Source organism: Klebsiella sp. CSG-1, assembly GCF_056521145.1.
Window position 1 is genome coordinate 106,498 of the sequence record NZ_JBWNLD010000007.1, and the last position, 20,611, is coordinate 127,108.

At 57.2% G+C, this 20,611-nt stretch carries 24 protein-coding genes; 5 read left to right on the plus strand and 19 right to left on the minus strand.

What is annotated here, in order from left to right; genetic code table 11:
* Nucleotides 1-55: 55 nt before the first annotated feature.
* Both alsB and AC007G_RS17790 read right to left on the minus strand, forming a co-directional pair.
* Nucleotides 56-991, minus strand: coding sequence for a D-allose transporter substrate-binding protein (gene alsB, locus AC007G_RS17785; protein WP_032697117.1), 936 nt, complete (start codon nt 989-991; stop codon nt 56-58).
* Between the two features lie 65 nt (nt 992-1,056).
* Complete coding sequence (locus AC007G_RS17790; RefSeq protein WP_004856567.1) at nt 1,057-1,944, minus strand: MurR/RpiR family transcriptional regulator; 888 nt, start codon at nt 1,942-1,944, stop codon at nt 1,057-1,059.
* Nucleotides 1,945-2,304: 360 nt separating this feature from the next.
* Between AC007G_RS17790 and rpiB the strand changes: the two genes are divergently transcribed.
* Together rpiB and yjdP are read left to right on the plus strand one after the other, a co-directional pair.
* On the plus strand, nt 2,305-2,754 hold the full coding sequence (gene rpiB / locus AC007G_RS17795; RefSeq protein ID WP_032689900.1) for a bifunctional allose-6-phosphate isomerase/ribose-5-phosphate isomerase RpiB: 450 nt from the start codon (nt 2,305-2,307) through the stop codon (nt 2,752-2,754).
* A 69-nt stretch (nt 2,755-2,823) separates the two neighbouring features.
* Entirely contained in the window at nt 2,824-3,159 is a 336-nt protein-coding gene (gene yjdP, locus AC007G_RS17800) for a DDRRRQL repeat protein YjdP (RefSeq protein ID WP_046853237.1), read from the plus strand.
* A 70-nt stretch (nt 3,160-3,229) separates the two neighbouring features.
* Here yjdP and phnP read toward each other — a convergent pair whose 3' ends face one another.
* The 13 genes from phnP to AC007G_RS17865 form a co-directional block, all read right to left on the minus strand.
* Complete coding sequence (gene phnP, locus AC007G_RS17805) at nt 3,230-3,988, minus strand: phosphonate metabolism protein PhnP (protein ID WP_099973426.1); 759 nt, start codon at nt 3,986-3,988, stop codon at nt 3,230-3,232.
* A 9-nt stretch (nt 3,989-3,997) separates the two neighbouring features.
* Entirely contained in the window at nt 3,998-4,432 is a 435-nt protein-coding gene (phnO, locus tag AC007G_RS17810) for an aminoalkylphosphonate N-acetyltransferase (protein WP_032689895.1), read from the minus strand.
* Complete coding sequence (gene phnN / locus AC007G_RS17815) at nt 4,419-4,988, minus strand: ribose 1,5-bisphosphokinase (protein ID WP_032697118.1); 570 nt, start codon at nt 4,986-4,988, stop codon at nt 4,419-4,421. Before phnN ends, phnO begins: the two co-directional genes overlap by 14 nt.
* Nucleotides 4,988-6,124 carry an alpha-D-ribose 1-methylphosphonate 5-triphosphate diphosphatase gene (gene phnM, locus AC007G_RS17820; protein ID WP_046853235.1) on the minus strand — a complete coding sequence of 379 codons (1,137 nt, stop codon included), beginning with the start codon at nt 6,122-6,124 and terminating at the stop codon, nt 4,988-4,990. The genes phnN and phnM overlap by 1 nt, the downstream gene beginning before the upstream one ends.
* Entirely contained in the window at nt 6,121-6,801 is a 681-nt protein-coding gene (gene phnL / locus AC007G_RS17825) for a phosphonate C-P lyase system protein PhnL (protein WP_032697120.1), read from the minus strand. Before phnL ends, phnM begins: the two co-directional genes overlap by 4 nt.
* Before the next feature lie 396 nt (nt 6,802-7,197).
* On the minus strand, nt 7,198-7,956 hold the full coding sequence (phnK, locus tag AC007G_RS17830; protein WP_142630569.1) for a phosphonate C-P lyase system protein PhnK: 759 nt from the start codon (nt 7,954-7,956) through the stop codon (nt 7,198-7,200).
* Nucleotides 7,953-8,801 (minus strand): alpha-D-ribose 1-methylphosphonate 5-phosphate C-P-lyase PhnJ, encoded by an 849-nt coding sequence (locus AC007G_RS17835; RefSeq protein WP_032698356.1) that lies wholly within the window; start codon nt 8,799-8,801, stop codon nt 7,953-7,955. Before AC007G_RS17835 ends, phnK begins: the two co-directional genes overlap by 4 nt.
* Nucleotides 8,794-9,858, minus strand: coding sequence for a carbon-phosphorus lyase complex subunit (locus AC007G_RS17840; protein WP_131056520.1), 1,065 nt, complete (start codon nt 9,856-9,858; stop codon nt 8,794-8,796). The genes AC007G_RS17835 and AC007G_RS17840 overlap by 8 nt, the downstream gene beginning before the upstream one ends.
* Entirely contained in the window at nt 9,858-10,442 is a 585-nt protein-coding gene (gene phnH, locus AC007G_RS17845) for a phosphonate C-P lyase system protein PhnH (RefSeq protein WP_004856589.1), read from the minus strand. Before phnH ends, AC007G_RS17840 begins: the two co-directional genes overlap by 1 nt.
* Nucleotides 10,439-10,891 carry a phosphonate C-P lyase system protein PhnG gene (gene phnG, locus AC007G_RS17850; RefSeq protein WP_032689889.1) on the minus strand — a complete coding sequence of 151 codons (453 nt, stop codon included), beginning with the start codon at nt 10,889-10,891 and terminating at the stop codon, nt 10,439-10,441. Before phnG ends, phnH begins: the two co-directional genes overlap by 4 nt.
* Nucleotides 10,892-11,617, minus strand: a complete 726-nt coding sequence (gene phnF / locus AC007G_RS17855) for a phosphonate metabolism transcriptional regulator PhnF (RefSeq protein WP_032689888.1) — start codon at nt 11,615-11,617, stop codon at nt 10,892-10,894.
* A gap of 161 nt (nt 11,618-11,778) precedes the next feature.
* Nucleotides 11,779-12,213, minus strand: coding sequence for a VOC family metalloprotein YjdN (gene yjdN / locus AC007G_RS17860; protein ID WP_032697124.1), 435 nt, complete (start codon nt 12,211-12,213; stop codon nt 11,779-11,781).
* Between the two features lie 195 nt (nt 12,214-12,408).
* A complete protein-coding gene (locus AC007G_RS17865) occupies nt 12,409-12,744 on the minus strand; it encodes a zinc ribbon domain-containing protein YjdM (protein WP_004097870.1) in 336 nt (111 codons plus the stop codon).
* Nucleotides 12,745-13,283: 539 nt separating this feature from the next.
* On the opposite strand from AC007G_RS17865, the gene proP reads away from it, so the two are divergent.
* Nucleotides 13,284-14,786 carry a glycine betaine/L-proline transporter ProP gene (proP, locus tag AC007G_RS17870; protein ID WP_032689886.1) on the plus strand — a complete coding sequence of 501 codons (1,503 nt, stop codon included), beginning with the start codon at nt 13,284-13,286 and terminating at the stop codon, nt 14,784-14,786.
* Nucleotides 14,787-14,846: 60 nt separating this feature from the next.
* Here the strand turns inward: proP and melR are convergent, their stop codons facing one another.
* Nucleotides 14,847-15,785: a transcriptional regulator MelR gene (gene melR, locus AC007G_RS17875; protein ID WP_032689885.1), complete on the minus strand. Its 939-nt coding sequence runs from the start codon at nt 15,783-15,785 to the stop codon at nt 14,847-14,849.
* Nucleotides 15,786-16,026: 241 nt separating this feature from the next.
* Here melR and melA point away from each other — a divergent pair, with 241 nt between their 5' ends.
* Nucleotides 16,027-17,373, plus strand: coding sequence for an alpha-glucosidase/alpha-galactosidase (melA, locus tag AC007G_RS17880; protein ID WP_032689884.1), 1,347 nt, complete (start codon nt 16,027-16,029; stop codon nt 17,371-17,373).
* 150 nt (nt 17,374-17,523) lie between these two features.
* On the opposite strand, the gene cbpM is transcribed toward melA, so the two are convergent.
* From cbpM to AC007G_RS17895, 3 genes are all read right to left on the minus strand, one after another.
* Nucleotides 17,524-17,829, minus strand: coding sequence for a chaperone modulator CbpM (gene cbpM, locus AC007G_RS17885; protein WP_032689883.1), 306 nt, complete (start codon nt 17,827-17,829; stop codon nt 17,524-17,526).
* Entirely contained in the window at nt 17,829-18,746 is a 918-nt protein-coding gene (gene cbpA, locus AC007G_RS17890; RefSeq protein WP_032689882.1) for a curved DNA-binding protein, read from the minus strand. The genes cbpM and cbpA overlap by 1 nt, the downstream gene beginning before the upstream one ends.
* A 136-nt stretch (nt 18,747-18,882) precedes the next feature.
* The gene (locus tag AC007G_RS17895; protein ID WP_032697125.1) at nt 18,883-19,566 is read right to left on the minus strand and encodes a TerC family protein; all 684 of its coding nucleotides are present in this window, start codon (nt 19,564-19,566) and stop codon (nt 18,883-18,885) included.
* 234 nt (nt 19,567-19,800) lie between these two features.
* On the opposite strand from AC007G_RS17895, the gene AC007G_RS17900 reads away from it, so the two are divergent.
* A complete protein-coding gene (locus tag AC007G_RS17900; RefSeq protein WP_142630567.1) occupies nt 19,801-20,592 on the plus strand; it encodes a DsbA family protein in 792 nt (263 codons plus the stop codon).
* The last annotated feature ends 19 nt before the right edge of the window (nt 20,593-20,611 follow it).

Sequence of the window (20,611 nt, forward strand, 5' to 3'; positions counted from 1 at the left end):
ACCCTCCTGAGGTCAGGAGGGTAAGGGGAGAACATCGGGCTAGCTGCTGGAAAAATTATTTTGTGACCAGAATAGAATCCACCAGTTTGAATTCCGGTGTTTTATCCAGTGCAATCACCTTGCCGGTTTTTTCGGCATCAACCATCATTTTCAGTCCCGTCGCGCCGATATTACCAGGGTTTTGCGCAATCGTTGCGGTCATCTGACCGGCTTCAACCATTTTACGCGCTTCAGGGATACCATCAGTGCCGACCACCAGAACCGTTTGGCTTTTCCCGGCGTTGGCTACGGCCTGGGCAACGCCCATTGCCATGGTGTCATTCGCGCAGTAAAAGGCTTTCAGGTTAGGGTTCCGCTGTAGCACATTAGTGGCAACATCGAGCGCCTTAATGCGATCCCAGTCGGCTGGTTGGCTGGCAACAAGCTTGATCTGAGTGGCTTTTTTGAATGCCTCCGTCGCGCCGTTACGACGGGCTTCGCCCGACGCGTTCCCCGCTTTTCCCTCGATGATGGCAACGTCGCCGCCCTCAGCTCCCAGTTTCTCGATAATAAAATCGGCCCCTTTTGCCCCCACCGCGACGTTGTCCGTGGTGACGAAACCTTCCACGTTACCGCCTGCTTTCTTCAGGTTATCCATATCAATTTTTTCATCGAGATTGACCAGATAAATCCCTTTCTTCCAGGCTTTCGCCACGGGCATCACCAGGTTGACCGATGAGAGAGGGGCGAAAGCGATGCCTTTATAGTTCTTATTGCTTAAGTCTTCGAAGAGCTGAAGCTGTGATTGAAAATCCCCTTCCGAAGGCGAGGCAAAAATATCGACGCTGACTCCCAGCGTTTTAGCCTCATCTTCAATACCTTTTTTCATATCAACCCAGAAAGGGTTCGATAATGTTTTTAATACCACAGCGTAATCGGCGGCGGCAAAAGCGCTGGTAGATAACATTACGCCCATAGCCGCGCCGCTGAAAATTTTCAGGTATTTATTCATAACAGTGTTCTCGGTGTAGGATACAGTAATATTGATCCCACCGTAGTGGGATCGGTGTTTATTATTTACTTCAGCGCTCCTGGTGAAAAGAAATCAACAATGGCGCCGGTTTTTTGCATGTTTAAAGTGGCCTGTTCAATATTTTGTTGGGCTACCGAAACAAAAAAAGCATCTAATAATGTAAGTTGTAAAATACGCGCTGAGGCGTTTCTCCCTAATAGAGGAGTTTCTGGTGCTGGCGAGCAAATAATAAAATCAGCTAATTTAGCAATCGGTGAATGGTAACTATGGGTAATACAGATAATTTTAGCGCCGTTCTTCTTTGCCAGTTCTACTGCCGATTTAATATCGCTGGTGCGCCCGGAATGGGTGACTACCAGCACGACGTCGCCTTTTTTCAATAACGAGGCGGACATCATCATGATATGCGCATCCGGATATGTCTGGCAGCGCACGCCGATACGTAAAAACTTATGCTGCACATCGGCACAGATGGCATTTGATCCACCGGCACCGTACAGATCGCGCTGGTTGGCCTGGGCGAAGAAACGTGCCGCGCGATGAATTTCGTCGACATTAACGATCGACTGACCTTCCATAATGGTACGCAGGGTAATATTAAAAACCTTATTCACCACGTCCTGAGGTGCTTCATCAAAGGAGAGCTCTGCCGGAAGGACCTGTTCAGATTGAGAAAAATACTCCACCAGGGCGCTACGCAGGTTACGAAAACCGCTAAAACCGAGCAGTTTGGAGACCTTAACGATCATTGCTTCGGAAACCGACAGCGCTTCCGCCACATCTTTAATGGCGGGAGCGTCGCTCAGATTGCCAGGTTTAAGCAACCATTCGACGATTCGGCTTTCGTTTTCGGTCATTCCTTCCTGCTTCATGCGTAGCCAGGGGGCGAGGCCGATACCGTTGGGGAGCGAACTGGATTCTGACTGACTCATCGCTTTCTCTTGTCCATAAAGTGAAGACGTCACTATATCACCACAGGCAAAACAGAAAAGATACAATCAACTTCACAAAAATATAATTTTTATAAAGTTTTGGTTTTTGTAAAGTGTTGGCGATTTTGAGAGTGACCATTTTTTGATTAACTATTTATAAAACAAGTATTTTTCATCTTTACCCGTAAGATTTAAGACGATAGGCAATATGAGTTGGCTATTTTTCTCGCTTGATTTGTGAATTTTCGCGATGTAGAAAGGGCACATCAGACCGGATTTTTGACGATTATTGCGCCAGTTTTTCCGGTTTAAATCACAACTCCATCTATGTTCGTAAAGTAAGAACAGGCGAGGTTAAGTATGAAAAGGATTGCAATTGGCTGTGATCACGTCGGGTTTATCCTTAAAAACGATATTATGGCGCATCTTCGGCTGCGGGGGATCGAGGTGCTGGATAAGGGAACATGGTCACCTGAGCGTACCGATTATCCCCGTTATGCCAGCGCTGTCGCGCAGGCCATTCTGACAGGCGAAGCCGAGGGGGGGATCCTGATCTGCGGCACCGGCGTCGGGATCTCCATCACCGCCAATAAATACCCCGGCATTCGCGCGGTGGTGTGCAGTGAACCCTATTCGGCCCAGCTATCGCGGCAACATAATAATACCAATGTGCTGGCCTTCGGCGCGCGCGTGATAGGTCTTGAGCTGGCGAAAATGATTGTCGATGCCTGGTTGGGGAGCGAGTATGAAGGCGGACGTCATCAGACGCGAATTGATGCGATTACCGCGCTTGAACAGCCGCGGATTTGAGATTCCTCCGCTACTCGCCGCCACGACCGTTGATTAACGTAGGGCCAGCCCCCCGAAGAGACTGGCTCTATGAAACGTTACTTTACCGCTTTAATCCTCTGCACGCTGTCGCTGAGTAGCCAGCTGGCGCGCGCTGATATTATTGACGACGCAATCGGTAATATTCAGCAGGCGATTAATGATGCCTACAATCCCGGCGATAGCCGCTCTGATGACGACGACCGCTATGATGACGGACGTTACCAGGGCAGCCGCCAACAAAGCACCGATCGCCAGAGGCAGTATGACGATCGGCAACGACAGATAGAGGATCGTCGCCGTCAGCTCGACGATCGCCAGCGCCAGTTGGATCAGGATCGCCGGCAGCTGGAGAACGACCAGCGGCGACTGGATGACGACGATTAACCGAGCTGCGTTTCTGGCCGCGGCGACGCGATGCTGACCGGGTGACGATAGCGCTTACCCGGGTTAAAGATTAATCCAGCACGATCTCCATACCGTCATAGCCGGCCTCAAACCCCGGCGGCAAGGGATGCTCCATCATCCAGAGATCAAACCGGTGGCTGATATGAGTCAGAATGACCCGCGGGCAGGCCAGTACCTGGTTGATGGCGCGTACCGTATTCAAATCGCAGTGGTTGCGCGGAGGCTGCGGGCGCGGCTCATGGCTGCAGTCGATCACGATCGCCTGCGGCTGGTTATTCAGTAAGAATTTGAGCGTTTTTTCCGGTAATCCGGCGGTATCCGACAACCAGGCTACCCGGCTGTGCGCCGACTCCAGCAGATAGCCGTAGGTCAGCTTCGAGTGATTGAGCGGTAGCGGCGTCACCCGCAGCCCCTGCAAGGTAAACACCACAAACGGCTCAACGGTATGGCTGAAGTCCAGCAGGCCGGGGTGTTTAAACAGGTCATCGCAACCTTCAGGGTCCGGCGGTCCAAACACCGGAATCGGCGCGCCGAGGCCCCAGCGCAGCGGGAATAATCCCTGAACATGATCCATATGATAGTGGGTAAGTAAAAACTGCTGAAACTGGCCGGCGGGCCACTGGTCCATCAGGTCGGGCAGCCCGGCATCCAGCAGCGTCACGGCGTCATTGAAGGTCACGACCGCGCTACAGGGGCGCCGACGATGCGCCTCATCGCTGCGCGCACGCTGACAGGCTGCGCAGTCGCAGCCGAAGACTGGAACCAGCTGGGCGCCGCCGGTGCCGGTTAAGCGAATAGTCAGGCCCATACTTCCTCCTCACAGCGCTTTTTTAAAACGCAGATGGCTTTGCGTATACCCTTCACGGAGATAGAAACGGTGGGCGTCGGGACGGGCTTTGCCGCTGGAGAGCTCCACCATTTGCGCGCCGTGTTCGCGGGCTTCCTGCTCCGCCCATGCCAGCAGCGCCTGGCCGACGTGCAGGCCGCGTCTCTGCGGCAGCACCACCAGTTCCTGCACTTCCCCGATCCAGGCGTTGAAATTAAGCGGAAATTGCAACTGTAGCCCAATCAGCCCGACCGTCTCTCCCTCCACCTGCGCCAGCTGATAGCGCAGGGTTGGATTTTGCAGGTTCATGGCAAATCCGGCGGTGAAATGGCGGCGATCGTACGCTTTCTGCTTTAATTCGCAAATTAACGCATATACGGCATCGACGTCGTCCAGAGTCGGGGCCCGGAGTTCACAGGTAGGCATGTTGATTCTCTTGTCGGGCGTAGTGGCGGCGCAGCAGCGTGAGGAACTGGTCGACGGATTGCCCGAGGCTGCCGTTGTTGTTCAACGTCAGACAGTCGGAAGGGGCGTAGCGCGCCGCACGCTCCAGGCGCAGGGCGATCTCCGCTTCGCTCTCTCGCCCGCGTTGTTGCAGGCGCTGGCGTAGCACCTCCGGCGTGACCTGCAGGCAGATGGGTAGCAGGGCGTCAGCGTAGCGCGCCCGGGCCTGCGGCAGATGGGCGCGGGAGCCATTGGCCACCACGTCAAAACCGGCGTGCAGCCACAGGTCAATTTCGATACCAATTCCGTAGTAATTGTTATTGGCATGCCAGCTCAGGGCGAACAGCTGGCGCTCGGCGCGGTTGAAAAACTCCTGCTTGCTGAGCGCAATATGATTTTCGCTGCCGGCGTTGAACGGGCGCGTAATATAGCGATGCGCCACCAGCAGTTGGGCATTTTCGCGCTGGCGTAAGGCCGCCAGCAGGCTATCTTTTCCGGAGCCTGAGGCACCCACCAGCCAAATCAATTTTCCGCTCATCAGAAGACCCTCTTTCCTTGACGCCAGACGTGGTCAATATGGACGTGTTCGCCGCGACGGTGCGCCAGCACCATATCGGCACGCTTACCTTCCGCGATCACCCCGCGGTCGTCTAATCCCAGAGCCTGGGCCGGATTTTTGCTGACCAGACGAATGGCCTGCGGCAGCGAGAAGGCGTTGTCGTGGTCGTCCGCGATGCGGAACGCCGCATCGAGCAGGCTGGCGGGATAATAGTCTGACGACAGAATATCGAGCAGGTTGCTGGCCGCCAGCTGATGGGCCGCGACGTTGCCGGAGTGCGAACCGCCGCGCACGATATTGGGGGCGCCCATCAATACGTTCATACCGTGGCGACGTGACGCCTCGGCGGCGGCTAACGTCGTGGGAAACTCGGCGATCACGCTGCCAAGCTGATGGGATTCGAGGACATGCTCCGCGGTGGCGTCGTCGTGGCTGGCGAGCGCAATACGGCGATCGCGACACATCGCGGCGATGGACCGACGGTTGGCGTGGGACCAGGTTGCCGCCAGCGCGATCTGCTCTTCTTCATAGCGCAGCATCTGCTCATGAGTTAGCTGATATTTGCCCTGGTAATACTCGCGATACTTCTCGCGATTGGCGAACTGACGCTGACCGGGCGAGTGGTCCATCAGCGAAACCAGGGTGACGGGTTCACGGTCTACCAGCTTTTCAAACAGCGGCAGCGTGGTGTGGTGCGGCAGTTCACAGCGTAAATGCAGGCGATGTTCGGCGCGGTTGATGCCCCGTTTCTGCGTCTCCTCGATGGCGTTGATCATCTTTTCCAGATTCTCCAGGCGATCGCCGCCGTCGCGTACGTCGCCGATGGCGACCGCATCCAGAACGGTGGTGATACCGCTGGCGACCATCAGCGCATCGTGGCTGCTCATCGCCGAGTGGGCGGGCCAGTCGACTTTCGGGCGCGGAGTAAAGAATTTGTCCAGATTATCGGTATGCAGCTCAATCAGCCCGGGCAGCAGCCAGCCGTCTTCGCCGTCGAGCGCCTGCGGCAGCTGGCTCTGACTTTCGGCAAAGGCGTAAATGCTGCCCTCCTGCACTTCCAGCGACCCGTGCACCACTTCGTCTTCGAGAACCAGGTTTACATTATTGATAATCATGCTGTTATTCCCATCGGGTGCAGTCGGTCGGCGACCTGATTGCGGACCGTTTCATCATGGAAAATGCCGACGATAGCCGCGCCGCGCGCTTTGGCTTCGTTAATCAGTTCCACTACGGCGGCGCTGTTTCTGGCGTCCAGCGAGGCGGTCGGCTCATCAAGCAGTAAAATCGGGTAGTCCACCGCGAAACCGCGGGCGATATTGACCCGCTGCTGTTCCCCGCCGGAAAATGTGGACGGCGCCAGATGCCATAACCGTTCCGGAACGTTCAGACGCGTCAGCAGGCGGGCAGCCTGCGAAGCGCAGGTATCGCGCGCAATGCCGAGGTCGAGCAGCGGTTGCATCACCACTTCGAGAGCCGAGATGCGCGGGATGACGCGCAGAAACTGGCTGACCCAGCCGATGGTGCGCTTGCGGACTTCCAGCACTTTACGCGGCGAGGCGTTGACCAGGTCAACCCATTCGTCGCCGTGGCGGATATGGATATGGCCGGTGTCCGGCAGGTAGTTGGCATACAGCGAACGCAGCAGGGTGGATTTGCCGCTGCCGGAATGGCCGTGCAGCACCACGCATTCGCCATGGCTGACCTCCAGAGAGGCATTCTGCAGCACCGGCAGACGCACGCCGTTTTGCTGGTGGAGTACAAAGGTCTTACTGACATTTTCAACGTGAATCATTTTGGCCTCGTGGTTTGGGTGCCGGGTGGCGGCTTCGCCTAACCCGGCCTGTGGGCGCTGCGTTCGTAGGCCTAACCCGGCCTGTGGGCGCTGCGTTCGTGGGCCTAACCCGGCCTGGGGGCGCTGTGTTCATGGCCTTACCCGGTCTGGGGCGCTGTGTTCACGGCCTTACCCGGCCTGTGGGCGCTGCGTTCGTGGGCCTTACCCGGCCTGTGGGCGCTGTGTTCGTGGGCCTTACCCGGCCTGTGGGCGCTGTGTTCATGGTCTTACCCGGCCTGTGGGCTCTGTGTTCGTGGGCCTTACCCGGCCTGTGGGTGCTGTGTTCATGGCCTAACCCGGCCTGGGGTGCTGTGTTCGTAGGCCGGGTAAGCGCAGCGCCACCCGGCGACAGCAACCTCAGTTCTGCAATACCGATGACACCAGCAGCTGGGTATACGGATGATGAGGATCGTCCAGCACCCGGTCGGTTAAGCCACTTTCCACCACCTGGCCCTGTTTCATGACCAGCAGACGGTTAGCCAGCAGGCGCGCCACCCCCAGGTCGTGGGTGACAATCACCACCGCCAGGTTCAGCTCGACCACCAGGCCACGCAGCAGGTCGAGCAGACGCGCCTGCACCGAGACATCCAGACCGCCGGTCGGCTCGTCCATAAACACCAGCTTCGGCTGGGTCACAAGGTTGCGGGCGATTTGCAAACGCTGCTGCATACCGCCGGAAAAAGTGGTGGGCAGATCGTCAATACGCGACGGCGGAATTTCGACATCGCTCAGCCACCGTTCGGCGGTGGCGCGGATATTTCCGTAGTGGCGTGCGCCGGTGGCCATCAGGCGCTCGCCGATATTGCCGCCCGCCGACACCTGGCGCCGCAGGCCGTCCATCGGATGCTGATGTACCACGCCCCATTCGGTGCGCAGCAGACGGCGGCGATCCGCTTCGCTCATCGCATACAGCGAGCGGTTTTCATACCGCACTTCACCTTCCTGCGGCGCCAGGAGCGCCGAGAGGGATTTCAGCAGAGTGGTTTTCCCCGAGCCGGACTCGCCCACGATGCCCAGCACTTCACCGGGCCACAGTTCAAAAGAGACGTCGCTGAAGCCTTTGCCCGGCGCATAAAGATGGGTCAGATGATTGACCGCGAGTAACGGATGGCTCATTTGTTCAGCGCCTCGCTCTGTTGGCGGCAATAGTCGGTATCGGAGCAGACAAACATCCGTTTGCCGCTGTCATCGAGTACCACTTCATCAAGGTAGCTGTGGCGAGACCCGCAAATGGCGCAGGGTTCATCCCACTCCTGGACGGTAAAGGGGTGGTCGTCGAAATCGAGGCTCTCCACCGGGGTAAACGGCGGCACGGCGTAAATGCGCTTTTCCCGCCCGGCGCCGAACAGCTGTAGCGCGGGCATCATGTGCATTTTCGGGTTGTCGAATTTAGGGATAGGCGACGGGTCCATCACATAGCGGCCGTTCACTTTTACCGGGTAGGCATAGGTGGTGGCGATATGACCGAAGCGGGCAATGTCTTCATACAGTTTCACCTGCATCACGCCGTACTCTTCCAGCGCATGCATGGTGCGGGTTTCGGTCTCGCGCGGCTCAATAAAGCGCAGCGGTTCCGGGATCGGCACCTGGAAGATCAGGATCTGATCTTCGGTGAGCGGCGTTTCCGGGATCCGGTGACGGGTCTGGATCAGCGTGGCATCGCAGGTTGCCTCGGTGGTCGCGACGCCGGTGACGCGCTTAAAAAACTGCCGTATCGACACCGCATTGGTGGTGTCATCGGCGCCCTGGTCAATCACCTTCAGCACGTCATGCTCACCGATGATACTGGCGGTCAGCTGAATACCGCCGGTGCCCCAGCCGTAGGGCATCGGCATTTCGCGACCGCCGAACGGCACCTGGTAGCCGGGAATCGCCACCGCTTTGAGAATTGCCCGGCGGATCATGCGCTTGGTCTGCTCATCAAGATAAGCAAAGTTGTAGCCAGTGAGTGGGTTAGCCACGTTCGTTCTCCCGTTGCAGGCGTTTCAGCAGCGCCAGTTCGGCCTGGAAATCGACATAGTGGGGCAGCTTGAGATGCGAGACGAAACCGGCCGCCTCGACGTTATCGGCGTGGGCGAGGACAAACTCTTCATCCTGCGCTGGCCCGGCTATCTCCTCGCCGTAGTCCGGCGCCTGTAGCGCCCGGTCGACCAGCGCCATCGCCATCGCTTTGCGCTCGCTCAGGCCGAATACCAGGCCATAGCCGCGCGTAAAGTGCGGCGGTTCGCTTTCCGGCGCCACGAAACCGTTGACCATCTCGCATTCCGTCATCAGCAGTTCGCCGATATTGACCGTAAAACCCAGCTCTTCGGGGACGATCTCAATGGCGACGTAGCCGCTGCGAATCTCACCGGCAAAAGGGTGGTTGCGGCCGTAGCCGCGCTGCGTGGAGTAGGCCAGCGCCAGCAGATAGCCTTCATCGCCGCGCACCAGCTGTTGCAGGCGTGACGAGCGAGAACAGGGATAGACCGGCGGATTGCGGGTGATGTCGTCGGGCCGGGCGTGGGACTCCTGTTCCGCTTTCGCCAGCCCCTGCTGCACCAGCAGGTTAAAAACGTGCGGTGTGGCTTCCGGCGGCCGTTCGGCGGTATTCAGCGGCGGCGTTTCGCCGTTGGCCAGCAGGGTGAAATCCAGCAGGCGGTGGGTGTAATCGTAGGTCGGGCCGAGCATCTGGCCGCCGGGAATATCCTTATAGACCGCCGAAATACGGCGTTCCAGGCGCATGCTGGCGGTATCGACAGGTTCGCTCACCGCCAGCCGCTGCAGGGTGGTGCGATACGCGCGCAGTAAAAAAATGGCTTCGACGTTGTCACCGCTGGCCTGTTTGAGCGCCAGCGCCGCCAGTTCACGATCGGCGATGCCGCCTTCGGTCATCACCCGATCGACCGCCAGGTGTAGCTGTTGGGTAATCTGTTCAATGCTCAGTTCGGGAAGCCGTCCATCGCCTCGTCGTTTATGTTCCTGTAAGGCGTGAGCGGCTTCGATCGCTCGCTCTCCGCCTTTGACGGCAACGTACATCAGCAAACCTCCACGTGGGTGGTGCGCGGGATAGCCAGCAGGCGCTCGCCGCAGGTGAGGATCAGGTCAATGCCCAGCGGGAACGGGTGCGGGCGTTCGGTCAGCTCATCAATGATGCAGTCCGGCAGCTGCGGGGCAATCATGCGCTCCTCAGCGATACCGGCCCCGGTCAGGCGCAGCATGCGTCCGCCGCTGAGGCTGGCGAGTTGGACAATCAGCGTGACGCCGGTTTCCGGCGCAGCGACGGTACCAGCGGACAGGACGTTAAGCTGTTCGCTGCTGATACGTTCATCGGTGACGGCGAAGACTGCCTGCTGCGGCAGTTCCACCAGCGGTGCGCCGGTATGAAAACGTAAGTTCTGGCCGACGAGGTCGTTATGCAGCGCCGATGAGAGCCAGACCGGCGTTTCGTGGTCCGCCAGTGTCAGCAGCAGGCTGGTGGAGGCGATATTCAACGGCTGCCAGCCGTGCTGGAGCTGCTGCAGGGCGACAATGACGCCCGGCTCGCTCATGGCTTTGAGCAGGCGACGAAAACTGTGCTGGGCATCCTGCACCGGTAGGGTAAAAGCGGTTTGTAAGGTCATGCGTTATCTCCGCGAACCAGAGTAAAGAAGTCCACCCGGCTGGCGTTGACTTCGGCGCGTCGGGCTTCAATGCGTGCGCTTCGTTGTGCTTCCAGCGGGGTAATCAGGGTTTCCATTAAGGTGTGAAAATGGTGGGGCGATTGCATCAGCGCGTCGATGGTGGCGCAGCGTTCGGCATGTGGTCGATCGCGACCGAGGATCCAGCTGTAGCCGATGGTGCCGTCGGCAAGGCGAATGGCGGCGCGGGTGAGGGTGGCGTCGCCGGCGAAGAAGCGATCGCCGATCCCGCCCATCCGTGCCTGCAGCTGCACCAGGCCGGTTTCCGGCGCGCGAATCAGTTCATAGTCCGGCGCCAGCTGCAGGGTCTGCATCCGTGCCAGCAGCTCCTCGGGTTCACTGTGGGCCAGCACGGACATCCAGCGCTGGCGGGTTGCGGTATCAAAGTGCATTCAGTGCTCCATGGTGAATTCAATCATGTCCGCCCGGGTCAGGCTGACGGAGTACTCCGTAGCCTGCGTTTCGCCCGCGCGGTGGTTCAGGGTTCTCACGCACAGCAGCGGCGCCATGTTGGGGATCCCGAGAATATTGCTCTCTTTAGCCTGGGCGCGACGGGCGCTGATTTTGGTGCGCGCGCGGGTCAGTTCGACATCCAGCCGTTGGCGCAGGAAATCGTGCAGTGAACCCTGGGTGAAAGTTTGCAGCGCTGGCCAGAAGCGCAGGTCGGTGAAGTAGTGGTCGATCAGGCACAGCGCGACGCCGTTGACGCGGCGCAGGGTCCGGAGATGAATGACGTTGTCGCCTTCATCAATGCCAAAGGCTTCGGCGACGTGGCTGCTGGCCGGGCGCAGTACCGACAGCAGCTTTTCGCTGGTCGGGTGGCTGCCCTGATCGAGCAGATTCTGGCTGAAGCGCGCCTGGGCATTGAGCGGATAGTCGATTGGGCGCATCAGCACCAGCACGCCAACCCCCTGACGACGCTGGACCCAGCCGCGTTCAACCAGCTGATCGATCGCCCGGCGCAGGGTATGGCGGTTGACTTCAAAACGCGTGGCCAGCTGTTGTTCAGCCGGAAGGTAGTCGCCGCAGCGGTAGTGATGGCGTAGCTCCTGCTCAAGTCTGGCGGCAATTTCCTGATACCGGGTCGGATAACTGGTCGGATGTCTGGATAAGTACATGTCAGTCAAGCCTCACTAAGCAGAAGAAGGGATTTCCCTCTGAGAGTGGCCCGATCCTGACGCGTTTTTGTTACATTCCGGTTAACACACAATGACCGGCGGATGAAGAGTTGGTGCCAGCTGAGTGACAGGGCGGGAGAACCCGCCCGGAGGGGGAAGTTTTACGCTTGTTTGACGACGTTCACCATCCACGGCACGCCAAAGCGGTCGATGGTTTTACCAAAGCCGTGGGCCCAGAAGGTTTCCTGCCAGTCCATCTCGACGCTCCCGCCGTCGGCGAGGCTATCGAACCAGCGCTTGCCCTCGGCCAGGTCCTGAGTATCGAGTACCAGGGTAAAGCCGGCGTAGCGATCGGTCTCGCCGCCCGGGCTGTCGCCGAGCATGAGCTCGCTACCCGCGACGCGCAGGCTGGCATGAGCGATACAGTCGGCGGATAAATGCTGGCCGGAAGGGCAGCCATCCTGGGCATCCTGGGCATTCTGCGGCATTTCGCCGTAGGTGATTTGGTGGACAAGTTCGGCGCCCAGCGTTTGCCGATAGAACGCTATCGCCGCTGCGCAGTTGCCGCTAAAGGTGATGTAAGGACTTAAGGGCATAACCATTACCTCAGGTAACGAAGACCCATTAAGTGTAGAAGGTGATGAGCCATCCAGACCAGGCGGTAGAGCCGGGTCTGGATGCTGCGACATGCGGGAAATAATCAGGCGACGCAGCGGAAATATATCCGTTCATTTATCCCGGCGGCCGTTTCAGGAGCGGGAAAATAAATCTCCGGTGCCGGGGAAATAGAATTAGTTCTTTTTGACGAACTCGGATTTCAACTTCATCGGACCAAAACCATCAATTTTACAGTCGATGTTATGATCGCCTTCCACCAGTCGGATATTCTTCACTTTGGTGCCGATTTTCAGCATTGAAGAGCTGCCTTTAACTTTGAGATCTTTTACTACGGTGACGCTGTCGCCGTCGGCGAGTAAATTACCGTTGGCATCTTTGACTACCAGCGCGTCGTTATCATCCGCAGGCTCGGCATTGTTCCATTCGTGGGCGCATTCCGGGCAGATAAACATGCCGCCGTCTTCATAAGTGTATTCAGAATGGCATTTTGGGCAGTGTGGCAGTTGCATGACGTTCCTCGCGATTACTGGGTAAAACAGGACGTTGGTCCATTAAATGGCGGCTGATAGCCGAAAGTGTAAGTGATTATAGCGCAATCCCGCACTTTTGTCGGGCCTTTTTTATGAGTTATCGCCGGGAAGAAAATGAATATATCACGTGAAGAGTGACGGGGTTATTTGCATAAAAACCGCCAGATATTTCCGGAAATGTATTGCTAAGCTCCAATATTCATTGAACTTATTGGTTTTAGCCGACTCTGTTTAAGGGTAGGTAAATTTTTGTGAAGTTGATCCCAAATTTAAACGCTGTTAGGGTAAAAAGGCGAGAACGCAAATTCACTACACTTATTAGCGGCACCGCATATTCATTATGGCCAGAGCAGGCGTCAACAGGTTCGGTTGTACGGACTGTCAGCAGACAGTGCAGGCAAACCTGCTACGCTTGAAATGTGGAGCACAGCAATTCGCCGCTCCCAACGCATGACGCGAATGACCTTGTCATTCGGCGGAGATTCGTGCGCTCAAGGCGAGAGCAAAAGAGGATAATTATGCTTAAAAGGAAAAAAGTAAAACCCATCACGCTTCGGGATGTGACCATCATTGATGACAGCAAACTGAAGAAAGCGATTACCGCAGCATCGCTGGGTAATGCGATGGAGTGGTTCGATTTTGGTGTGTATGGTTTTGTGGCGTATGCCTTAGGTAAAGTCTTCTTCCCCGATGCCGATCCCAGCGTGCAGATGATTGCCGCGTTAGGGACCTTCTCCGTTCCGTTCTTAATCCGTCCGCTAGGCGGCCTGTTCTTCGGCATGCTGGGCGATAAATATGGTCGACAAAAGATACTGGCCATCACCATTGTCATCATGTCGATCAGTACCTTCTGTATCGGTCTGATTCCGTCTTACGCCTCGATTGGTATCTGGGCGCCGATTCTGCTGCTGCTGTGTAAAATGGCGCAGGGCTTCTCGGTGGGCGGCGAGTATACCGGTGCATCCATCTTTGTTGCTGAATACTCTCCCGACCGCAAGCGCGGCTTTATGGGGAGCTGGCTGGACTTTGGTTCGATAGCCGGCTTTGTCCTGGGCGCCGGCGTGGTGGTGCTGATTTCTAGCGTGGTGGGTGAAGAGAACTTCCTCAGCTGGGGATGGCGTTTACCGTTCTTCCTGGCCCTGCCGTTAGGGCTGATTGGTCTCTATCTTCGTCATGCGCTGGAAGAGACTCCGGCGTTCCAGCAGCACGTTGATACCCTTGAGCAGGGCGATCGTGAAGGGTTACAGGAAGGGCCAAAAGTCTCCTTTAAAGAGATTGCGACCAAACACTGGCGCAGCCTGCTGACCTGTATCGGTCTGGTGATTTCCACCAACGTGACCTACTACATGTTGCTCACCTACATGCCGAGCTACCTGTCGCATAACCTGCACTACTCGGAAGATCACGGGGTGCTGATTATTATTGCGATCATGGTCGGTATGCTGTTCGTCCAGCCGATTATCGGTATGCTCAGTGACCGCTTCGGCCGTCGTCCGTTTATTCTGATCGGTAGCGTGGCGCTGTTTACCCTGTCGATTCCGGCCTTTATCATGATTAACAGCAACGTTATTGGCCTGATTTTCGCGGGTCTGCTGCTGCTGGCGGTGGTGCTCAACTGCTTCATCGGGGTGATGGCGTCCTCGCTGCCGGCGATGTTCCCGACCCATATTCGGTTTAGCGCCCTGGCCAGCGCCTTTAATATTTCGGTGCTGATTGCCGGTCTGACGCCGACTCTGGCGGCCTGGCTGGTGGAAACCTCGCAGAACCTGATGATGCCGGCTTACTATCTGATGGTCATTGCGGTTATCGGGCTGATGACCGGTCTGACGATGAAAGAGACGGCAAACCGCCCGCTGAAAGGGGCGACGCCTGCGGCTTCGGATATCCAGGAAGCGAAAGAAATTCTCGGCGAGCACTACGATAACATCGAACACAAAATCGAAGATCTCGATCAGGAGATTGCGGATTTGCAGGAAAAACGCTCCCGACTGGTGCAGCAGCACCCGCGTATTAACGAATAATCGGTTCTTGCGTTAAATCATGCCGCCGCGGGCTTCCCCGGCGGCATTTTTTATGCCCGTTTATGGCTGCGCGGGCGGCAGGCCCTGCCGGCGCTGCTGGCTGAGCTTACGATACTGCTGCGGCGGCATACCAACGTACTTGCTAAAGGTACTGTAGAAGCGGCTGCTGGAGCGAAAACCGGCGGTCAGGGCGATGTCGAGGATCGTCTTATCGGTGTCGCTGAGCAGGGCGCGCACGTGGTTGATGCGCATCGCGGTAATGTACTGCTTCATGGTTTGCTGCATCACCCGCTGGAAAATGCCCATTGCATAGTTGGGGTTCAGTTTGACATGCTCGGCAACGGCATCGACGGTCAGCGCCTGATCGTAGTGAGCGGCGATAAATTCCAGCATCTGGCTGACGTAAAACTGCGCATGCCGCGAGACGCTGTGTTTATGGGTGCGTGAGGTTTTATTGACCAGGATCGGCTGCCAGCCGGAAAGGCTAAAGCGCTTAAGCATCAGCGCGATTTCATCGATCGCCAGCTGGCGAATCTGTTCGTTGTCGTTGTTGAGCTCCTGCTGCCAGCGCTGGACTTCAAAGACGCTGAGCTGCTGGGCGGAGAGCGATTTAATCACCATGCCGTGGGTGACGTTATTGATCAGTTCGCGATCCAGCGGCCAGGATAAAAACAGATGCATCGGCAGATTAAAGATAGCCATTTGTCGGCAATTGCCGGGGCGAGTCAGCTGGTGCGGCGTACAGGCCCAGAACAGGGTGATATAGCCCTGTTTGATGAGCACCGCTTCATTGTTAATCAGATACTCCACATCGCCGTCGAACGGCACGTTGACCTCCACCTGGCCATGCCAGTGGCTGGTGGCCATCGCGTGGGGCGGGCGCAGCTCAATATCCATCCGCTGATATTCGGAATAGAGCGCCAGCGGGCTGCGGGTCTGTTTCTCGTCGCTGCTGCTCATATGCGGGTCGTGGCGCGAGGGCGGGCGGTTTTGTTCCATGACGGCGTGGGTTCCTGAATCATCACACTTGCTGGTTTTTTGCACCGGTATGCCGGTATCTTAGCGGATTAAACGGCCCGTTTTCTCTACTTTTTCGCCGATTTGTTCCCATAAACTTAGATTTCGTGTTGTCCCGCCGCCAATCTGAGTTTCCGGGAATGCTCTGTCGGGAAGAGGGCAGCGGGAAGCCGCGCGGACGTGCCACTCTGCAGGGGTTCAATGACCTGATGGAGAGAGCACTATGTCTGCCCCAAAAATTACGTTTATCGGCGCTGGCTCAACGGTTTTCGTCAAAAATATTCTCGGTGACGTTTTTCAGCGTCCGGCGTTGAAATCGGCGCACGTTGCGCTGATGGATATCGATGCGACCCGGCTGGAAGAGTCGCACATTGTGGTGCGTAAGCTGATGGATTCCGTCGGCGCCGACGGTGAAATTAGCTGCCATCGCGAGCAGAGAACTGCGCTGAAGGATGCGGATTTTGTGGTGGTGGCTTTTCAGATTGGCGGCTATCAGCCCTGTACCGTCACCGATTTTGAAGTCTGTAAGCTGCATGGCCTGGAACAAACCATTGCCGATACGCTCGGCCCGGGCGGGATTATGCGCGCATTACGCACCATTCCACACCTGTGGCGCATTTGCGAGGACATGACGGAAGTGTGCCCGCAGGCGACCATGCTGAACTACGTTAATCCGATGGCGATGAATACCTGGGCAATGTATGCGCGCTATCCGCATATTAAACAGGTGGGGTTGTGCCATTCGGTGCAGGGAACGGCGGAAGAACTGGCGCACGATCTCGATCTCGACCCGGCGGATTTGCGCTATCGCTGCGCGGGCATCAACCATATGGCGTTCTATCTGTCGCTGGAGAAAAAACGGGCCGACGGCAGCTACGTCAGCATTTATCCGGATATGCTGCAGGCCTTTGCCGACGGGCGGGCGCCGAAGCATCGGGAGAACTCGCGCTGCCAGAATATTGTTCGCTATGAGATGTTCAAAAAGCTGGGCTACTTCGTGACGGAGTCGTCAGAGCACTTCGCGGAATATACGCCGTGGTTTATCAAGCCGGGGCGTGAAGATCTGATTGAACGCTATCAGGTGCCGCTGGACGAATATCCAAAACGCTGCGTGGAGCAGGTGGCCAACTGGCACAAAGAGCTGGAGCAGTATAAAACCCGCGAGCGGATTGAGATTAAACCCTCCCGCGAGTATGCCAGCACCATCATCAACGCCCTCTGGACCGGTGAGCCGAGCGTCGTGTACGGTAACGTGCGCAACGAGGGGCTGATCGACAACCTGCCGCAAGGGTGCTGCGTGGAAGTGGCCTGTCTGGTGGATGCGAACGGCATTCAGCCCACCAAAGTCGGGAGGCTGCCTGCGCACCTGGCGGCGCTGATGCAGACCAATATTAACGTCCAGACTCTGCTGACCGAGGCCATTCTTACCGAGAACCGGGACTACATCTATTACGCCACGATGATGGATCCGCATACCTCTGCCGCGCTGGGCATCGAAGAGATTTATGCGCTGGTGGACGATTTGATTGCCAGCCACGGCGACTGGCTGCCGGAGTGGGTACATCGTTAGTCGGTTCTGTATGAGGCAGGGCGCCGCATTTCTGCCGGGCGGCGGCCAGCGCCTTGCCCGGCCTACCGGTTTTAGGCCATCAAAAGATGCCTGGTCTTTTGTTGACCCGCGCAGGCGGGCCATGGCAGAAGAGCCTGCTGTGCTACCGGCTTAACTATGCGCCAGAAAACGGGCCAGCTGCTGCTGCAGCAGCCGGTTTTCGCGGGTCAGCCGCGCATTCTCATCGAGCAGCGTTAACGCCACCGCGATACCCGGCCAGTCCAGCTCCAGCTCCCGACGCAGGCGCATCGCGCGGTGGACAATCATCACCGCGCTATCGTCGAACAACCAGACCTCCGTCAGCGGCTGGCGTGGTTCAATCACGCCCAGGCCGACGATCTCCCGCAGATCCTCTTCGGAAACGCCGGTATGCAGACAAAACTCCGTCATCGTAAAGGTCACTGCCATTTTAGCCATTATGCTTTCCCCCATGCTTGACGCGGCTCGAAGCCGGCCTCTGCATCGGCCAGCTGTTGCCAGAGCGCGCTGGCTTTCTCATTCGGTTTGGGCGGCATGACGATTTTAATCACGGCATATAAATCGCCGGTGGCCGTTTTGCTGGCCAGCCCTTTCCCTTTAATACGTAAACGCTGTCCCGCCTGGCTACCCGGCGGGATGGTCAGCAGGATGCTCTCTTTGAGCGTCGGGATGGTCACTTTGGCGCCAAGCGCCGCCTCCCACGGTGCGAGCGGCAGAACGATTTCCAGGTTATGGCCCACAATATCAAACAGCGGATGCGGCGCGATGTGGATAACCAGCCACAGATCGCCATTCGGTCCGCCGTTTTCTCCCGGCGTTCCCTGACCTTTCAGGCGAATACGCTGCCCGTCGCTGACCCCGGCGGGAATTTTCACATTCAGGGTTTTCGGCGTTTCGCTTTCAACCATTCCGAAGACGTTATAGACCGGCAGTTTGTAGCTGATGGTGCGCGTCTGCTCGGCCAGTGTCTCTTCAAGGAACACCGCGACTTCAATTTCTAAATCATGGCCGCGGGCGGCATGCTGGCGGCGGGACTGGTGCGCCTGCTGGCCAAACATCGACGAGAAGATGTCGTCAAAATCCTGCTGGCTGTAGCTTTGTTCGCGGGAGTGCTGCTGGCGGCCAAATTGCGGGTCGTTGCGGTGCTGCCAGAGCTGGTCATATTCGGCGCGGCGCTGTTCATCTTTCAGGACTTCCCAGGCTTCGGCGAGATCTTTAAATTGCGCTTCGGCATCGCTTTCTTTACTGACATCGGGGTGATATTTACGAGCCAGGCGGCGGTAGGCGGTCTTAATTGTTTTTAGATCGTCTGTTGGCTTAACCCCTAGAATGGCATAATAATCCTTTAATTCCATGGCGTTATCTCATTTGACTTGCTGCGGTGGTCACGACTTTCAGTCATAAGCTTAGGGCAAATGAGTGCCGGTGGGGAAGGAATCTGGCGGAAACTTGACGCCGTCGGGATTGACGGCGTCTGTCAGCGGCGGGCGCTTAGCTGGCCGGACGCGCCCGGCCGTTGCGACGAAGCCCTTCCAGCAGCACCAGCGCCGCGCCGAGGGCGCCGGCGATAAGCGGTAGCGCATCGGGTGCCTGCGGAAACAGGCGTACGATGGTGGGGTCGGTAACCCACATCGAGCCGGCTATCCAGCCGATAAGGGCGCCTCCCAGCAGGATAACAACCGGGAAGCGGTTAAGGATGGCCAGTACCAGCTTACTGCCTGCCACGATGATCGGAATGCTGATCAATACGCCCAACGCGACCAGCAGCAGGTGGCCTTTCCCGGCGGCGGCGACCGCCAGCACGTTATCCATCGACATAATAACATCGGCCACCGTGATGGTGACCGCGGTCCGCCACAGGCTGCCTGAGCTGCCGATCTCTTCATCTTCATCCTGATGGGCAACCAGCTTGATACCGATCCACAGCAGCAGGAGCGCCCCGACAATTTTCAGCCACGGCAGAGAGAGCAGGTAGACGGCAATGGCCAACAGCAGAACGCGGGCCAGAATGGCGCCGAAGGTGCCAATAATAATCGCTTTGGTACGCTGTTCGGGCGGCAGCTTGCGGCACGCCATGGCGATCACCACCGCATTGTCGCCGCCCAGCAGCAGATCGATTGCGATGATTTGTAGCAAAATAACAACAACATCCCACTGATTGAATAGCTCGTTCATGCCTGACTCATATCATGTTAAAAAAAGTATCCTCAAGGGAAAAACCGCAGCAAGCGTACCTCTGTTCTGGCGCATTGACCACTGCCCGGCAAAAGAGCGCTGGGGTTGCCCATGCGCGATATTGAAAAAAAAAGTTACGAATCAATGCATCGTGCCGGGATGATTCACCGGAAAAGGATGGTACTTTGTTTTGTCAGACCCACCTGCCGTTTACTCATCGCAAGGATTATCCTCATGGCTGGTACGAAAAAAATATTGATTGGCGCGTTGCTGGGCACCACGCTTCTTCCGGCTTTGGCCATTGCCGCGGAGGCGCCGGCAGCAACTTTTACCCCGGAGCAGGAAGCCCGCATTGGCAAAATTGCCGCGGATTACTTAGTCGCGCATCCGGAGGTGCTGCTGCAGGCGAGCCAGAAGCTTCAGCAGATTCAGCAGGAACAGCAGGCGAGCGCGGCAACTCAGGCCGTGATTAAAAACCAGGCTGCGCTGACCCAGGATAAAAATACCCCGACCTACGGACCGGCCAATGGCAAGGTGACCGTGATCGAATTCTTTGATTATCAGTGTATTTACTGTAGCCGTCTGGCGCCGGTGATGGAGCAGGTGATTAAAGAAAATCCGCAGACCCGGTTTGCGTTTAAAGAGTGGCCCATTTTCGGCAGTCGCTGGGAGACCTCGTTGACGGCGGCGAAGACTGGCCTGCAAATTTACCAGCAGAAGGGCGCGGAAGCTTACCTGACCTACCATAACGGGATTTACGCCACCGGGCATAACGAAGGGAAGCTGACGGCCGCGGATGTGCAGCAGCAGGCGAAGAAAGTGAATTTCGACGCGAAGAAAGCGACGGATGTTGCGGCTGCCCTCGAGAGCACCAACCAGCTGGCGCAGGAGATTGGCTTAAGCGGAACGCCGGGCGTAATCGTGATGCCGACCACCGGCGCGACCGAAGCCACGATTACCGTCTTCCCGGGTCTGGCTGATAAAGACTCGCTGGATGCGGCGATTAAGAAGGCTGGCGGCAACTGAGTATTTATAGTCGGATTCA

Coding starts and splice junctions, on each gene's coding strand:
- AC007G_RS17865 (WP_004097870.1), bottom strand. CDS start 12,744: ATGCAACTGCCACACTGCCCAAAATGCCATTCTGAATACACTTATGAA.
- yjdP (WP_046853237.1), top strand. CDS start 2,824: ATGAAACGTTACTTTACCGCTTTAATCCTCTGCACGCTGTCGCTGAGT.
- alsB (WP_032697117.1), bottom strand. CDS start 991: ATGAATAAATACCTGAAAATTTTCAGCGGCGCGGCTATGGGCGTAATG.
- AC007G_RS17840 (WP_131056520.1), bottom strand. CDS start 9,858: ATGTACGTTGCCGTCAAAGGCGGAGAGCGAGCGATCGAAGCCGCTCAC.
- AC007G_RS17895 (WP_032697125.1), bottom strand. CDS start 19,566: ATGAACGAGCTATTCAATCAGTGGGATGTTGTTGTTATTTTGCTACAA.
- phnF (WP_032689888.1), bottom strand. CDS start 11,617: ATGTACTTATCCAGACATCCGACCAGTTATCCGACCCGGTATCAGGAA.
- melR (WP_032689885.1), bottom strand. CDS start 15,785: ATGGAACAAAACCGCCCGCCCTCGCGCCACGACCCGCATATGAGCAGC.
- phnK (WP_142630569.1), bottom strand. CDS start 7,956: ATGAGCCATCCGTTACTCGCGGTCAATCATCTGACCCATCTTTATGCG.
- phnG (WP_032689889.1), bottom strand. CDS start 10,891: ATGCACTTTGATACCGCAACCCGCCAGCGCTGGATGTCCGTGCTGGCC.
- melA (WP_032689884.1), top strand. CDS start 16,027: ATGTCTGCCCCAAAAATTACGTTTATCGGCGCTGGCTCAACGGTTTTC.
- phnM (WP_046853235.1), bottom strand. CDS start 6,124: ATGATTATCAATAATGTAAACCTGGTTCTCGAAGACGAAGTGGTGCAC.
- phnP (WP_099973426.1), bottom strand. CDS start 3,988: ATGGGCCTGACTATTCGCTTAACCGGCACCGGCGGCGCCCAGCTGGTT.
- phnN (WP_032697118.1), bottom strand. CDS start 4,988: ATGAGCGGAAAATTGATTTGGCTGGTGGGTGCCTCAGGCTCCGGAAAA.
- AC007G_RS17900 (WP_142630567.1), top strand. CDS start 19,801: ATGGCTGGTACGAAAAAAATATTGATTGGCGCGTTGCTGGGCACCACG.
- proP (WP_032689886.1), top strand. CDS start 13,284: ATGCTTAAAAGGAAAAAAGTAAAACCCATCACGCTTCGGGATGTGACC.
- rpiB (WP_032689900.1), top strand. CDS start 2,305: ATGAAAAGGATTGCAATTGGCTGTGATCACGTCGGGTTTATCCTTAAA.
- yjdN (WP_032697124.1), bottom strand. CDS start 12,213: ATGCCCTTAAGTCCTTACATCACCTTTAGCGGCAACTGCGCAGCGGCG.
- cbpA (WP_032689882.1), bottom strand. CDS start 18,746: ATGGAATTAAAGGATTATTATGCCATTCTAGGGGTTAAGCCAACAGAC.
- cbpM (WP_032689883.1), bottom strand. CDS start 17,829: ATGGCTAAAATGGCAGTGACCTTTACGATGACGGAGTTTTGTCTGCAT.
- phnO (WP_032689895.1), bottom strand. CDS start 4,432: ATGCCTACCTGTGAACTCCGGGCCCCGACTCTGGACGACGTCGATGCC.
- phnL (WP_032697120.1), bottom strand. CDS start 6,801: ATGATTCACGTTGAAAATGTCAGTAAGACCTTTGTACTCCACCAGCAA.
- phnH (WP_004856589.1), bottom strand. CDS start 10,442: ATGACCTTACAAACCGCTTTTACCCTACCGGTGCAGGATGCCCAGCAC.
- AC007G_RS17790 (WP_004856567.1), bottom strand. CDS start 1,944: ATGAGTCAGTCAGAATCCAGTTCGCTCCCCAACGGTATCGGCCTCGCC.